15 protein-coding genes are annotated in these 13,100 nt (G+C 71.5%); 8 read left to right on the forward strand and 7 right to left on the reverse strand.

Annotation, left to right across the window (positions count from 1 at the left end; all coding sequences use genetic code 11):
• Positions 1-6 precede the first annotated feature (6 nt).
• Positions 7-642, reverse strand: coding sequence for a DUF6629 family protein (locus ACWD5F_RS04385; protein WP_451250907.1), 636 nt, complete (start codon positions 640-642; stop codon positions 7-9).
• Between the two features lie 88 nt (positions 643-730).
• Between ACWD5F_RS04385 and ACWD5F_RS04390 the strand changes: the two genes are divergently transcribed.
• Together ACWD5F_RS04390 and ACWD5F_RS04395 are read left to right on the forward strand one after the other, a co-directional pair.
• The gene (locus tag ACWD5F_RS04390; protein ID WP_451250909.1) at positions 731-1,492 is read left to right on the forward strand and encodes a YqjF family protein; all 762 of its coding nucleotides are present in this window, start codon (positions 731-733) and stop codon (positions 1,490-1,492) included.
• Between the two features lie 206 nt (positions 1,493-1,698).
• Positions 1,699-2,178 carry a hypothetical protein gene (locus ACWD5F_RS04395; protein ID WP_451250911.1) on the forward strand — a complete coding sequence of 160 codons (480 nt, stop codon included), beginning with the start codon at positions 1,699-1,701 and terminating at the stop codon, positions 2,176-2,178.
• A 92-nt stretch (positions 2,179-2,270) separates the two neighbouring features.
• Here the strand turns inward: ACWD5F_RS04395 and ACWD5F_RS04400 are convergent, their stop codons facing one another.
• Positions 2,271-3,431, reverse strand: a complete 1,161-nt coding sequence (locus tag ACWD5F_RS04400; protein WP_451250913.1) for a S1 family peptidase — start codon at positions 3,429-3,431, stop codon at positions 2,271-2,273.
• Positions 3,432-3,698: 267 nt separating this feature from the next.
• Between ACWD5F_RS04400 and ACWD5F_RS04405 the strand changes: the two genes are divergently transcribed.
• Complete coding sequence (locus ACWD5F_RS04405; RefSeq protein WP_451250915.1) at positions 3,699-4,112, forward strand: VOC family protein; 414 nt, start codon at positions 3,699-3,701, stop codon at positions 4,110-4,112.
• A 40-nt stretch (positions 4,113-4,152) separates the two neighbouring features.
• On the opposite strand, the gene ACWD5F_RS04410 is transcribed toward ACWD5F_RS04405, so the two are convergent.
• Positions 4,153-4,944 (reverse strand): PIG-L deacetylase family protein, encoded by a 792-nt coding sequence (locus ACWD5F_RS04410; RefSeq protein WP_401728470.1) that lies wholly within the window; start codon positions 4,942-4,944, stop codon positions 4,153-4,155.
• 84 nt (positions 4,945-5,028) lie between these two features.
• Positions 5,029-5,754: an IclR family transcriptional regulator gene (locus tag ACWD5F_RS04415; protein WP_451251045.1), complete on the reverse strand. Its 726-nt coding sequence runs from the start codon at positions 5,752-5,754 to the stop codon at positions 5,029-5,031.
• Between the two features lie 166 nt (positions 5,755-5,920).
• Here ACWD5F_RS04415 and ACWD5F_RS04420 point away from each other — a divergent pair, with 166 nt between their 5' ends.
• From ACWD5F_RS04420 to dmpG, 3 genes are read left to right on the forward strand one after another with little or no spacing between them, the layout of a single operon-like run.
• Positions 5,921-6,787 carry a 2-keto-4-pentenoate hydratase gene (locus tag ACWD5F_RS04420; protein ID WP_451250917.1) on the forward strand — a complete coding sequence of 289 codons (867 nt, stop codon included), beginning with the start codon at positions 5,921-5,923 and terminating at the stop codon, positions 6,785-6,787.
• On the forward strand, positions 6,784-7,770 hold the full coding sequence (locus ACWD5F_RS04425) for an acetaldehyde dehydrogenase (acetylating) (RefSeq protein ID WP_451250919.1): 987 nt from the start codon (positions 6,784-6,786) through the stop codon (positions 7,768-7,770). The genes ACWD5F_RS04420 and ACWD5F_RS04425 overlap by 4 nt, the downstream gene beginning before the upstream one ends.
• Positions 7,767-8,780 carry a 4-hydroxy-2-oxovalerate aldolase gene (gene dmpG / locus ACWD5F_RS04430; RefSeq protein ID WP_451250921.1) on the forward strand — a complete coding sequence of 338 codons (1,014 nt, stop codon included), beginning with the start codon at positions 7,767-7,769 and terminating at the stop codon, positions 8,778-8,780. Before ACWD5F_RS04425 ends, dmpG begins: the two co-directional genes overlap by 4 nt.
• A 14-nt stretch (positions 8,781-8,794) precedes the next feature.
• On the opposite strand, the gene ACWD5F_RS04435 is transcribed toward dmpG, so the two are convergent.
• Positions 8,795-9,298 carry a hypothetical protein gene (locus ACWD5F_RS04435; RefSeq protein ID WP_451250923.1) on the reverse strand — a complete coding sequence of 168 codons (504 nt, stop codon included), beginning with the start codon at positions 9,296-9,298 and terminating at the stop codon, positions 8,795-8,797.
• Between the two features lie 57 nt (positions 9,299-9,355).
• Complete coding sequence (locus ACWD5F_RS04440; RefSeq protein WP_451250924.1) at positions 9,356-10,327, reverse strand: NAD(P)H-dependent flavin oxidoreductase; 972 nt, start codon at positions 10,325-10,327, stop codon at positions 9,356-9,358.
• 48 nt (positions 10,328-10,375) lie between these two features.
• On the opposite strand from ACWD5F_RS04440, the gene ACWD5F_RS04445 reads away from it, so the two are divergent.
• The gene (locus ACWD5F_RS04445) at positions 10,376-11,176 is read left to right on the forward strand and encodes a DUF427 domain-containing protein (RefSeq protein ID WP_401728459.1); all 801 of its coding nucleotides are present in this window, start codon (positions 10,376-10,378) and stop codon (positions 11,174-11,176) included.
• A gap of 29 nt (positions 11,177-11,205) precedes the next feature.
• Here ACWD5F_RS04445 and ACWD5F_RS04450 read toward each other — a convergent pair whose 3' ends face one another.
• The gene (locus tag ACWD5F_RS04450) at positions 11,206-11,832 is read right to left on the reverse strand and encodes a DUF2461 family protein (RefSeq protein ID WP_451250926.1); all 627 of its coding nucleotides are present in this window, start codon (positions 11,830-11,832) and stop codon (positions 11,206-11,208) included.
• Between the two features lie 96 nt (positions 11,833-11,928).
• Here ACWD5F_RS04450 and ACWD5F_RS04455 point away from each other — a divergent pair, with 96 nt between their 5' ends.
• Positions 11,929-13,068 (forward strand): M23 family metallopeptidase, encoded by a 1,140-nt coding sequence (locus ACWD5F_RS04455; RefSeq protein WP_451250928.1) that lies wholly within the window; start codon positions 11,929-11,931, stop codon positions 13,066-13,068.
• The last annotated feature ends 32 nt before the right edge of the window (positions 13,069-13,100 follow it).

Consider the following 13,100-nt stretch of genomic DNA (forward strand, 5'->3'; position numbering starts at 1 on the left):
CGGGGATCAGATTCCGACACCGGCCGGGTGACGGGCCGGGCGGCGTCCGGCCCAGCCGAGCAGCACCAGGGAGCACACCGCCGCGAGCGCGCACCAGGTCGAGACGAACTCCGTCCGCCACAGCGCCGAGCAGATCACCGCCCCCACGCCGGCCAGCACACCGAACCCCACCAGCCAGCGGTCACCGGCGAGCAGCAGCGCGCCGACGGTGGCGAGCAGGTAGCCCGCGATGAGCAGGCGCCCGTGGTCAAGGCCGATGGCGTAGCCGACGGTGTGGCCGCGGATGTCGGCGCGCACGGAACGGGTGGCCAGGCTGTAGGCCAGCACGGCGGCGGTCAGGACTCCGGCCACCAGTGGAGCCATCAGCCGGGGCCTGGCGCGCGGGGGCGCGGCGCAGAGCACGGCGACCGGGACGAACACCGCGAGCAGCGGCAGGGCGATGACGGCCCAGGCGACGGTGGCCGGTCCCGTGCCCCCGCCGTTGTGCCAGACCTGGGCCTCGACCAGCTGGTGGGCGCCGAGCAGCAGGGGCAGCGCGGCGAGGGGCACGTCCCGGCGACGACGGGTCCGCGCCACGCAGACCGCGCCGACGGAGGCGATGGCGGTACCCGCCCAGAGATCGGCCGTCGCACTCCAGCACATCGCGTCACCATCACCTCGACCGTCACGGACCCTTCCGGGGCACCCACCACGCTATGACCCGACTCCTCCCTCTGCCATCCTGACCCTCGTGCCGAACCCCGCCCCCGTCACGCCCGACGCGCCCGCCCTCATACGCGCCCCGCTCCTCACCCAGCAGTGGCTCGACCTCACGTTCATCCACTGGGCCGTCCAACCGGACGTCGTGGCACCGCTGTTGCCGCCCGGTACCGTCCCGGACACGCACGACGGGGTCACCTTCGTCGGGCTCGTCGCCTTCCGGATGGACCGGGTGGGCTGGCTGCGGCTGCCCGGGGTGCCGTACCTCGGGACCTTCCCGGAGACCAATGTGCGGCTCTACTCGGTGGACGCGCACGGGCGGCGGGGTGTCGTGTTCCGCTCGATGGACGCCTCGCGGCTGATCCCGGTGGTGATGGGCCGCCTCGGCTTCCGGCTGCCGTACCTGTGGTCCCGGATGACCGTCCGCACGGACGGCGACACCGTCACCTACCGCAGCTCCCGCCGCTGGCCGGGCCCACGCGGCGCGCACAGCCGTATCACCGTACGGACGGGTGAACCCATCGGGGAACCAACGGAGTTGGAGCACTTCCTCACCGCCCGCTGGGGCATGCACAACGCCTTCTTCGGCGGCCCCGACGCCCTGGCGTTCCTCCCGAACGACCACCCGCGCTGGCCCCTGTACCGCGCGGAACTCCTCACCTGCGACCAGGATCTCGTCACGGCGGCCGGCCTCCCCGCCCCCACCGAGCCTCCGGTCAGCGTGCTGTACTCCCCCGGCGTCCCGGTGCGGCTGGGCCGTCCGGCCCGGCCTGCGGGCATGCCGACGCCCTGAAGTGACGGAGGGGAGACACGAGGATGGCGTCGAAGGCATCCCGGCGCAGGGCCAGGAACCAACAGATGTGGGCGTTGAGGGCAGAGCAGCATCAGGAAGCGCAGCGGAAGGCGGCACAAGAAGCCGCCGCATCCCGTCCGTGGCGACGGCTCAGGGCGGTCACCCACGCCGCGACAGCCGCGGCATGCCTCTTCGCCCTCCTGTACGTGGGCGTATTCGCTGGGTGGAGTCTCCTCGGAGCGGTCGGACTGGTCGGTACCCCCGGGCGCCTGCACGTGGAGTCGTGCTGGGCGACGCACGAGCCGAAGGCGTCCACGGAGTGCGGCGGCGAACTCCGCTCCCCCGGCGGCCGGTTGCTGGACCCGGACGCGGCCATCCTGGCGAACGTCAAGGTCGGCTCCACGATCTCGGTACGTGACGAGCCGGTGGTGGGTCTCGAAAAGGTCGGGTCTGAGTCCGTGGTGGGTTGGGGGACGCTTGTGACCGTGGCCCTGCTCGCCTCGGCGATCTCGATACGGGAGGCGGTGCCCGTGCCGGGCCTGCTGGGTCGTTTCCCTCAAGTGGTGGGCGGTCGATGGCCCGTGCGCTGTCTGGGCGCGATCGCGGTCGTGGGGGCGGTGACGTACGGGGTGCCCGTCGGCTACGAGCTGGTCGGTTCCGCCCTCGCGACCGTGTTCGGGAAATGATCGCCCCCACACCCGAACCGCACCGGGGCCTTCGCCGTCACCGGCCGGCGAAGGCCCCCTGAGCCAGGAGTGCGGTCAGGGCGTGTGCGGGGTCAGGCCGTGTGCAGGGTCAGGCCGTACCGGTTGAGGATCTCGTTGACGGGCTGGAACCAGGTCTCGCCGCCGCTGCTGCAGTTGCCCCAGCCGCCGGAGGTGACGCCTTGTGCCTGGTCGCCGCTGATGAACGACCCGCCGGAGTCGCCCGGTTCGGCGCAGACGCTCGTCTTGGTGAGCTGACGCACCGCGCCCTGGCTGTAGTTGACGGTCTCGTTCAGGGCCAGGACGTTGCCGCAGTGCCAGTGGGTGGTCGAGCCCGAGCGGCAGATGGAGGAGCCGACGGGCGCCACGGCCGAGCCACGCACCAGTTGGTCGGAGACGGTGCCCCAGCCGAGGACCACGGGAACCGTCCACCAGCCGCTGCCCACGCTGACCCAGGCGTAGTCGTTGTCCGGGAACGAGGAACCCTGGAAGGTGCCGACGTAGGAGCGGTCCCAGCCGTAGACGGCGGCCGAGGGCTGGCCGCAGTGCCCGGCGGTGACGAAGCCGCCGTACACCGAAAAGCCTATGGAGCAGCGGACGTTGCCCGTGTAGTACGGGTCGCCGCCGACCGTGCCGGCCGCGAAGGTGCCCGGCGCCGAGGAGACCGTCTCGACGGTGACCGGACCCGCCTGGCGGGCCTGGGACAGGAAGCGCCGGACATCGTTGTCAGCTCGGTCGCCGCGGACGACTTCGACGACGACCGCGCCGGCGGCCGGGTCGACGTGCCAACTGCTCACGCCGGCCGGGGCGTTCAGCCGGTCGATGCGCGCCTTGGCCGCGTCGAGTTCTCTTGCGCTGTGCCGGACGGTACGGATCGTGGCGCCGGTGGCACGGACGGCCTGGCGGGTGGTGGCGGAGGCCTTCGCGGTGACGGCGACGGTGAGCCGGTTGGTCTTCGCGTCGAACCAGGAGCCGCCGTAGGTCGCTCCGGCCGCCTTGCGGGCCTTCGGGGCGATGTCCGTGGCGGTCGCCTCGGCCTTGAGTCGGGCCTTCGCCTGGGACTCGGTCAGGCCGAAGTCCCGTTGCATGGCGGACAGCAGTCCGGCCGAGGCGGGTTGTTCGGTGGGGGACGCGGCGGAGTCGTTCGCCGCCGCGGGGAGGGTGCCCGCGGCGGTCCAGCCGCCGAGCATCAGCAGGGCGGCCAGACCGGCGTGCATGAGTCGCCTGCGTCTCAAGGGAGATCTCAAGGGAGTTGCCCTTCGTCGTTCCAACAAGGTGGGGGTGGAACAGCGGGTGCGTGAGAGCGCTCTCAAGCGTGCGCGGCAGAGCTTAGCGGCGTCATTCAGCCAGGTCCATGCCAATCACAGAGACAGTTTTCGACCAGCGGTGGAGCGGCGTCGACGGGCGTGCCACAGGGCTCGCGGGACCGGCCGGCGGGCCGTTGTCAGTGCCCCGCGTTACTGTGCCGACATCTGACCTCTGCCCCTGTACAGGAGGCTCTCATGACGTCACGACTCAACCCCTACATCAGCTTCGACGGCGATGCCCGTCAGGCGCTGGAGTTCTACCAGGAGGTGTTCGGCGGCACCCTCGCGCTCAACACCTTCGGGGAGTTCGGCCGGCCCGACGCGTCCCACGCCGACAAGATCATGCACGGCATGCTGGAGACGCCGAGCGGCTTCACTCTCATGGGCGCGGACACCCCGCCCGAGATGCAGTACACCCCGGGCGGCAACTTCTCGGTGAGCCTGAGCGGCGACGACGAGAAGGACCTGCGCGGCTGGTGGGAGAAGCTGTCGGCCGACGGCACGGTGATCGTGCCGCTGGACAAGCAGATGTGGGGTGACGTGTTCGGTATGTGTACCGACAAGTTCGGCATCCCGTGGATGGTCAACATCGGCGAGACGCAGGGCTGACGGCCGGACCCCGCAGGTCGCTCCCTCGCACCCCGCCGCGTCACTGCTCCCAGGGCGGCGGTCCTTCGAAGGCGAGTTGATGCACGTCGAAGAGGACCGCCGCCGCCACACCGAGCGCCGGGCCCGCCATGCCGGCCGCCCAGGTCAGGAACGGGCGCGGCTCGAAGCCGTGCGCGCCGAGCCCCTTGGTGTACTCGGCGTGTGCCGCAAGCGAGGCGATCCCGCGCTCCAAGGGCTCGCCGGTGATGTCCACGCCGTGGCTGGGCCGGCCGGTACCGGCGAAGCAGACGAGGCGGACTCCGCCCCAGGGTTCCAGGCCCTCCTCGGCGAGTTCCGGGAAGATCCAGCGGTTGCCGGCGTCCCGGGTCGCGTCCAGCGCGGCGAGTCCGACCACGCGGTGGTCGGCCTGGTTGGTCATCCCGCCGATCATGCGGACGTCGAACGCCCCTGACACCACGACCTCCGGCCGGTGGCGGCGGATCGCGCGCACGATGTCACGGCGCAGTGCGGGGCCGTACTCGATGATCCCGTCGGTGTGGTCGAGGAACTCCACCGTCTCCACGCCGACCTCGCGTGCCCCGGCCCGTTCCTCGGCTTCCCGCAGCGGTCCTGCCTGGTCCGGGTGCAGTCCGTCGATGCCCGCCTCGCCGCGGGTGGCGAGCAGATAGGTGACCTGTTTCCCCTGGGCCGTCCACCGGGCCACGGCGGACGCCGTCCCGTACTCGATGTCGTCCGGATGTGCGGCTACGGCCAGACATCGTTCCCAGTCCTCCGGCAGGGCCGGCAGGGCGGATCCGGCACCGAATGCGCTCGCGTCGTCGAGAGTCGTCATGTCCGAATGATGGCGCTCCCGGCGACTGTCCCGATAGAGGCGCGTATATCCGATTGAGGCGACCCTCAGGGGCGCGATCCCGGCTCAGCTCGCCTGGCGCAGCGCCCGGGACAGCCCGAGGGCCGCGGTGCGTACTGCCGGGGCGAGCTGGGCGGGGCTGAAGCGGGCTCGCGGCACGGCGACCGAGAGTGCGGCGACGGCCGTACCGCCGCCGTCGAAGACCGGGGCGGCGATGCAGCACACGCCCAGGGCGGCCTCCTGCTCCTCGTAGGCGAGGCCCGAGACCTGTGCCTGTTCGACGGCCGTACGCAGCCGTACCGGGTCGGTCACCGAGTGCGGGGTCAGGCGCGGCAGCGGCTCGGCGAGGATCCGCTCCGTGAGTTCGGGGCCGGAGAAGGCGAGCAGCGCCTTGCCCACGCCGGTGCAGGTCAGGGGCAGTCTGCCGCCGACCCGGGACGGAAGGGGCAGCGGGTCGTGACCGTGGACGCGCTCCAGGTAGACCACGTCGTGGTCGTCGCGGACACCGAGGTGGACGGTCTCGTGCGTGGCCTCGTAGAGGTCCTGGACGAAGGGCAGTGCCGTCTCGCGCAGGCCGTGGCGGCGGGGCACGAGCGTGCCGAGTTCGAAGAGCTTGCCGCCGAGCCGGTAGACCGCGCCGGACCGCTCCAGGAACCCGAGCCGTACGAGGTCGGCGGCCAGCCGGTGCGTGGTGGTCTTGCTGAAGCCGGTGCGCTCGGCGAGTTCCGTCAGACGGTACGAGCCGCCGTCCGGGCGGTAGCAGTCCAGGATGACCGCGGCTTTGGCGAGCATGTTGCCCTGGTCGGTGTTCCGTGTCACGGAACAATGATTGCCGGTGTGGCACAGCCACGTCTATACCGGACGTCATCAGACCCTCGTGCGCCCGCCGTACGTCCTCATCCCTCGTCCTTTGTTTCTCGTCCTTTGTTTCTCGTCCCTCGTCCCTTGGAGTGGTCGTATGCCGACACCCCCCAGCGCCGACCGGCCGTCCGCCGCGGTGGTCAAGGCCGCCGACGCCCTGGTCGAGGCGGCCCGTACCGCGGTGCCCTGTCCGCCGGTACGGTCCCTGCTGCCCGACGGCGACATCACGGCCGCCTACGACGTGCAGCGCCTCAACGTGGCGCGGTCCCTGGAGCAGCGGGGCACCCGCGTCGTCGGCCGCAAGATCGGCCTCACCTCCCCCGCCGTCCAGCGCCAACTCGGCGTCGACCAGCCGGACTTCGGCGCGCTGCTGGCCGACATGGCCGTCCCCGACGGGGGCACGGTGCCCGCCGGGCGGCTGCTCCAGCCCAAGATCGAGGCGGAGGTCGCGCTCGTGCTGGGCGCCGATCTGCCGGACACCGGGATCACGGTGGCCGACGTGCTGCGTGCCGTCGACTTCGCGCTGCCCGCGCTGGAGATCGTCGACAGCCGGATCGCCGACTGGGACATCAGCCTCGTCGACACGGTCGCCGACAACGCCTCCTCCGGCCTCTTCGTCCTCGGCACCAGCCCGGTGCCGCTGACCGCGCTCGACACGCGCGGGGTACGGATGACGATGAGCCGCGCGGGCGAGCAGGTCTCCGCGGGCACCGGCGCCGACTGCCTCGGCGGTCCCCTCAACGCGGCCGTCTGGCTCGCGTCGACCCTCGCGGCGGCGGGCGATCCGCTGCGGGCCGGCGACATCGTGCTCACCGGGGCGCTCGGTCCGATGGTGGCCGTCGACCCGGGCGACACCTTCGAGGCGCGGATCTCCGGGTTGGGATCGGTGCGGGTGACGTTCGCGGCGGAGGAAGAGGCGTCGGAAGAACCGACGGAGACGTCCACCGAAGGAGACCGGCGATGACCGACGCCCTCCCTAAGTCCCGTACGAACGAAGGTACTTCGGCCCGTACCAAGGTCGCCGTCATCGGCTCCGGCAACATCGGCACCGATCTCATGATCAAGGTCCTGCGCACCTCGGACGTCCTGGAGATGGGCGCCATGGTCGGCATCGACCCGGACTCCGACGGTCTGGCCCGGGCCCGCCGCTTCGGGGTCGCCACCACGCACGAGGGTGTCGACGGCCTGGTGCGGCTGGACGAGTTCGACGAGATCGGGATCGTCTTCGACGCCACCTCGGCGGGCGCCCACCACCACAACGACCGGGTGCTGCGGGACCTCGGACGCCGGGTGGTGGACCTGACGCCGGCCGCGATCGGACCGTACGTCGTGCCGTCCGTCAACCTGGACGAACACCTGGACGCCACGAACGTCAACATGGTCACCTGCGGCGGCCAGGCCACGATCCCGATCGTCGCCGCCGTGCGCGCGGTCACGCCGGTCCACTACGGCGAGATCGTGGCCTCCATCTCCTCCCGCTCGGCGGGCCCCGGAACGCGCGCCAACATCGACGAGTTCACCGAGACGACCGCGTCGGCCATCGAGAAGGTGGGCGGCGCGGCCCGTGGCAAGGCGATCATCGTGCTCAATCCCGCCGAGCCGCCGCTGATCATGCGGGACACGGTGTTCTGCCTGGTCGGCGAGTGCGACGAGGCCGCGGTGACGGCGTCGGTGGAGGAGATGGTCGGCCGGGTGCAGGCGTACGTGCCGGGCTACCGGCTCAAGCAGAAGGTGCAGTTCGACCGGGTCGCCGACGACGATCCGCTGCGCGGACTGCTGCCCGCCGCCACCCGCGGCCCGGCGGCCCGGGTCTCGGTCTTCCTGGAGGTGGAGGGAGCCGCCCACTACCTGCCGTCCTACGCCGGCAATCTCGACATCATGACGTCCGCGGCGCTGCGTACCGCGGAGCGCGTGGCGACGCACCACACCCCGGAGGCGGCCAAGTGACCAGGCTGTACGTGCAGGACGTGACCCTGCGGGACGGCATGCACGCCGTCCGCCACCGCTACACCGTCGAGCAGGCCCGCACCATCGCCGCCGCCCTGGACGCGGCCGGCGTCGGCGCGATCGAAATCGCCCACGGGGACGGCCTGTCCGGGTCCAGCGTCACCTACGGGGTGGGCGCGCACACCGACTGGGAGTGGATCGAGGCGGTGGTCGGCGCCACGCACCAGGCCGTGCCGACCACCCTGCTCCTCCCGGGCATCGGCACCGTGCACGACCTCAAGCAGGCCCACTCGCTCGGCATCCGCTCGGTACGGATCGCCACCCACTGCACCGAGGCCGACATCTCGGCCCAACACATCTCCGCCGCGCGGGAGTTGGACATGGACGTCGCCGGTTTCCTGATGATGTCCCACATGGCGGAGCCGGCCGAACTGGCCCGCCAGGCCAAGCTGATGGAGTCCTACGGCGCCCACTGCGTCTACGTCACCGACTCCGGCGGCCGGCTCACCATGGACGGCGTGCGCGACCGGTTCCGCGCCTACCGCGACGTGTTGGACCCGGCGACCGAGACCGGCATCCACGCCCATCACAACCTCGCCCTCGGCGTGGCCAACTCGGTCGTCGCCGCCGAGGAGGGCGCCACCCGCGTCGACGCGTCCCTCGCCGGCCAAGGCGCGGGGGCCGGCAACTGCCCCCTGGAGGCGTTCGTCGCGGTCGCGGACCTGATGGGCTGGGACCACGGCTGCGACCTGTTCCCGCTCATGGACGCGGCCGACGACGTCGTACGGCCGCTACAGGACCGCGACGTGCGGGTGGACCGCGAGACCCTCACCCTCGGCTACGCCGGCGTGTACTCCAGCTTCCTGCGGCACGCCGAGACGGCCGCGGCCCGCTACGGCCTCGACACCCGCTCGGTGCTGGTGGAGGTGGGCCGGCGTGGGATGGTCGGCGGCCAGGAGGACATGATCACGGACATCGCGCTGGATCTGGCGGGGCGGGGTGAAGGCTGAAGGGCCCCTGCCTTCTAGGGAGTTCCTATCGCCAGGTCCGTACGGGCCGCCTTGTGCAGGGAGTTTAGGGCCTCGATGAGCGACGCGCTCAATTCCTTGTAGTCGGCGGGCACGCCGCCGGCCGGGGAGTAGGTGGGCGCACTGCCGGCCGGGACCCGCGCGAACCAAATGACCGCCCACAGGCGCTCGTTGACCGTCATCGCGGCCCGCGAAGCCGCGTCGTCACCCAGCAGCATCAGTCCCTCGAACAGGACGGAGCGTCGCGCCTCCGCGGCCTCCATCGCCGCCAGTGGTGCGGCGTTGTCCTCGTCCCGTCCGTGCGCCTCGACCGCCTGCCGGGCCGCTCGGGCCGCCTCCTTCACACAGGAGATGTAGTCGATGTAGGTGTCGAGTTTGCGCTCGTCCCACCGTGTGGCCATCGTCTGCCGGAACTTGGCCCGCTCCGCCACGCTCGTGGCGAAGTACGAGGTGAGAGCGCCCAGCAGGACGCCGACGAGAGTGATGATCTGGCTTGCCATGCGGATCAAGTTAGCGGGACGCAGGGCGTGTTGGAGGGGGCGGGCGCCGCGACGGGGTCACCGGGGCCGGAGCCCCTCGGTCGCTCGCGCGAGGGCGTCCTCGGCCTGGGCGGCGAGCGTGGCGACGAGTTCCGCCGCGGGCGGCAGGTCGTTGACGAGGTCGACGGCCTCGCCGGCCCACACCGGCAGTGGCGGCAGGTCGCCCCGGGCGACGCCGGCCTGATAGGCGTCACGGGCTCGGGGGTCGGCGGCGAGTTCCGCCTCCCTGCCCCGCCAGCGGTCGAGGTAGGGATGGCCGAGCGTACGAGCCGTGTACCGGTCCGGCCAGGGCGACGACCTGGCGATGTCGAGCACACGGTTGCGTTCCGTGTCCTCCCCGCGCCCCGCCACGATCGCCCGGGCGGTCGCGGGCTCGACCAGGGCCTCGGCCGTGGCCTGGAACCTGGTGCCGATGAGCGCGCCCGCGGCCCCCAGCGCGAGAGCGGCGGCCACGCCACGGCCGTCGGCGATCCCCCCGGCCGCCAGCACCGGCACCGCTCCCGCCAGATCCACCACGACCGGCACGAACGGCAGCGTCGCCCGCCCGTGCCGCGCCCCGTGCCCACCGCTCTCCGTGCCCTGCGCCACAATGACGTCGGCCCCCAGATCGAGCGCCCGGCGGGCCTCCTCCAGATCGGTGACCTGCACGATCAGCGCCGCACCGGTGGCCCGGACACTCCTGACGAAGGGGCTCGGGTCACCGAAGGAGAGCACCACGGCGTCGGGGCCGTACTCCAGGGCCTGTTCCACCGCGCCGACATCGGCCGCCCAGCACAGGAACCCGACTCCCCACGGCTGCCCGCCCCCGGCCACGACCGGCAACTCCCGTGCCAGCCAATCCCGTTCACCGCCCCCTGCGCCGACCAGGCCCAACCCGCCACCGCGCGAGACGGCGGCGGACAACGCCCCGCCGGCCGACCCGCCCATGGGCGCCGACGCGATCGGGTGCCGTACACCGAACAGTTTCGTGAACGCTGTCGACAGAGTCATGCCTGTCATCATCGACTGGAGAGAACCCGAGGGAGAAGGAGAACGGACATGACCGCACTCACCACCGCCGAGTCTCTCCACAGCACCCCGGAAGGCCTCCTGTGGGAACCCAGTGATCGCTGGGTACGCGGCCGAAAGGACAAGGTGACCGTCGTCGACAGCCGCCATCCCGTCCTCGTCTGGGAGCCGGGTGTCCCCGTGCCGCTGTACGCATTCCCTCGCGCGGAGGTGCGCGAGGACCTGCTCCGCCCCGCGAAGAACCCGCCGACCGGCACGCACACCGGCTCGCAGATCTTCTACGACCTCGAGGTCGACGGCGAGCTGCTGGAGAACGCCGCCTGGACGTTCCCCGCCGCCGACCTCGCCGACCACATCGCCTTCGAGTGGTTCCGGCGTACCGGCAAGGGCCTCGACCACTGGTACGAGGAGGAAGAGGAGATCTTCATCCACCCGCGCGACCCGCACAAGCGGGTGGACGCCATCCCGAGCAGCCGGCACGTCCAGGTCGAGATCGACGGCACGGTCGTCGCGGACACGCACCGCCCGGTGCTCCTCTTCGAGACCGGGCTGCCGACCCGCTACTACATCCCGCGCGAGGACGTCCGCCTCGAGCTGTTCACCCCCACCGACCACCACACCGGCTGCCCCTACAAGGGCACCGCCGCGTACTGGTCCTGGGCCGGCGAAGGGGACGTCCCGCCCAACCTGGTGTGGAGTTACGCCGCTCCGCTCCCCGCGGTGGGCGCGATCCAAGGGCTGCTCGCCTTCTACAACGAGGTCCTCGACATCACCGTGGACGGCGAACGTCTGGAGCGACCGGTGACCCACTTCAGCAAGCACCGGCCGTAGAAAGGACGTCGGGAGACGGAGGACTCCGTTCAGACGCTCACGTGCCGAACGAGCCAGGACATCATGTCGCTCAAGTCCCCGACGGCGTCCGCCACCGCATCCACCGCCTCCGGGGTGTGCAGCCAGCCCTCGCACCCCAGCGGCCGGACCGCGATCAGCGAGCGGTGCCGCAGGAGTTCGGCACGCGGGTGGTCGGCCGGGTAGCCACGGGGGACCCGCTTCATGAGGTCGCCGGTGATGTCGTAGTCCCGTTTCCTCAACTCCTCGACGATGGCAGGGAGTTCACGACCGCTGCCCTCGGCGGCCACCGCCTGCCGGAACCTGCGGATCTCCTCGGGGACGGGGTACCACCAAGCCCCCTGGATCCGCAGTCCGTCGAGGTCGAAGCGCAGCCCGATCTCGACATGGCGCGCGAGCCGGATCACGGCTCCTTGGTGCTGCCACCACCAGGAGTTCGTCCGGTAGTGCCAGACGGAGAAGTCCTCGTACGCGGTGTCCCTGTCCGCCAGATCGTTGAGCAGCGCGATCATCGGCCGGCGCACCAGTTGTTCGCGCTCTTTCCGACACTGCTCCCGCACCGACTGCGAGGGCTCGCCCTCCAGTCGGAGCAGCACGTCGAAGGCCCCCTCGGGCCACCCCGTGAACCGTCCGCCCATGCGGAGACCCTACTTGCCCGTTGGGGCAATTCCACTGCCCCCGTCCCTGTCTTCGCGGCCGGAGACGTCCTGTCGGACAGCCGCTAGCGTCCGAGCGTGAGCTCGAACATCCCGCCGACGCCTCCGGCCGTCCGCGATGGCGCCGAACGGGCAGCTGCCGAGCCGGCGTTGAGCACCCCACCGCCACCGAACGGAGATCGTCCGCGCCGTCGCGGCCCCGGTCCCTTCCTCCTGATCGTCGCACCCGCCCTGCTGGCGCTCGTCGGAGTGTCCGGCTACCTGGCCCTCACCGGCGGCCTCTCCCCCGCACTGTCCCAGGGCGCGGATCCGGCATCGACGGACATCAGCAACGTCGATGCCTCGTACGTCCCTTGGCTGCGCAAGGCGACCGCCGACTGCACGGTCGTCACGCCCGCCGTGCTCGCCGCCCAGATCGATCAGCTCTCGGGTTGGAGCGACGACACCGCGAGCCTCTCGCAACAGGGCATCGCCCGCTTCACGGACGCCCAGTGGCGGAGGTGGGGCCGGGACGCCGACGGCAACGGCCGCTCCTCACCGCACGATCAGGTGGACGCGATCATGGCGCTCGGCCGGCAGGACTGCTCGCTCGCGAAGAAGGTAACGGGCCTCAGAACCAAGGGAACCGTCAACGGCGACCTCACGGACCTGACCCTCGCCGCGTACGCGGTCGGGACGGACGCGGTGGCGAAGGCGGGCCGCGTGTCCGGCAGCGCGCTCACGTTCGTCGACGGGGTCAAGGGACGGCGTCCGCAGTACGACGCACTCGTACGGCGGACTCCCGAGGACACCGGGGGCCAGAACGCCTCCGCCCTGCTGTCCCCGCCGGTGACCACCCTCACGATCACCTCCCCCTTCGGCTCGCGCAAGCACCCGCTCACCGGCGTCACCAAACTGCACACCGGGGTGGACTTCGGTGCGCCGAAGGGCGCCCAGGTGTCGGCCGCGCGGGAGGGCCGGGTCGAGTTCGCGGGCATGACCACGGCGTACGGACTCCGCGTGGTCATCGACCACGGCACCATCGAGGGCAAGCGGCTGGAGACCACGTACAGCCATCTGTCCGCTCTCCAGGTCACCGTCGGCCAGTCGGTGACGGCGGGTTCACCGGTCGGTCTCGTCGGGTCCACCGGCCTGTCCACCGGCCCCCACCTGCACTTCGAGGTGCTTCTGGACGGCCAGTACACGGACCCGGTCCCTTGGCTCAGCTCGACCGGCTGACACACGGACAGCACCCGCCCGACCATCAGACT

It is taken from the genome of Streptomyces sp. NPDC002499, assembly GCF_053595415.1.

Bases quoted from the DNA above. Each gene is read 5' to 3' on its own strand.
- ACWD5F_RS04410 (WP_401728470.1), bottom strand. From the start codon at position 4,944: ATGACGACTCTCGACGACGCGAGCGCATTCGGTGCCGGATCCGCCCTG.
- ACWD5F_RS04435 (WP_451250923.1), bottom strand. From the start codon at position 9,298: ATGGCAAGCCAGATCATCACTCTCGTCGGCGTCCTGCTGGGCGCTCTC.
- ACWD5F_RS04445 (WP_401728459.1), top strand. From the start codon at position 10,376: ATGACCGCACTCACCACCGCCGAGTCTCTCCACAGCACCCCGGAAGGC.
- ACWD5F_RS04385 (WP_451250907.1), bottom strand. From the start codon at position 642: ATGTGCTGGAGTGCGACGGCCGATCTCTGGGCGGGTACCGCCATCGCC.
- ACWD5F_RS04405 (WP_451250915.1), top strand. From the start codon at position 3,699: ATGACGTCACGACTCAACCCCTACATCAGCTTCGACGGCGATGCCCGT.
- ACWD5F_RS04440 (WP_451250924.1), bottom strand. From the start codon at position 10,327: ATGACTCTGTCGACAGCGTTCACGAAACTGTTCGGTGTACGGCACCCG.
- ACWD5F_RS04420 (WP_451250917.1), top strand. From the start codon at position 5,921: ATGCCGACACCCCCCAGCGCCGACCGGCCGTCCGCCGCGGTGGTCAAG.
- ACWD5F_RS04425 (WP_451250919.1), top strand. From the start codon at position 6,784: ATGACCGACGCCCTCCCTAAGTCCCGTACGAACGAAGGTACTTCGGCC.
- ACWD5F_RS04415 (WP_451251045.1), bottom strand. From the start codon at position 5,754: ATGCTCGCCAAAGCCGCGGTCATCCTGGACTGCTACCGCCCGGACGGC.
- ACWD5F_RS04450 (WP_451250926.1), bottom strand. From the start codon at position 11,832: ATGGGCGGACGGTTCACGGGGTGGCCCGAGGGGGCCTTCGACGTGCTG.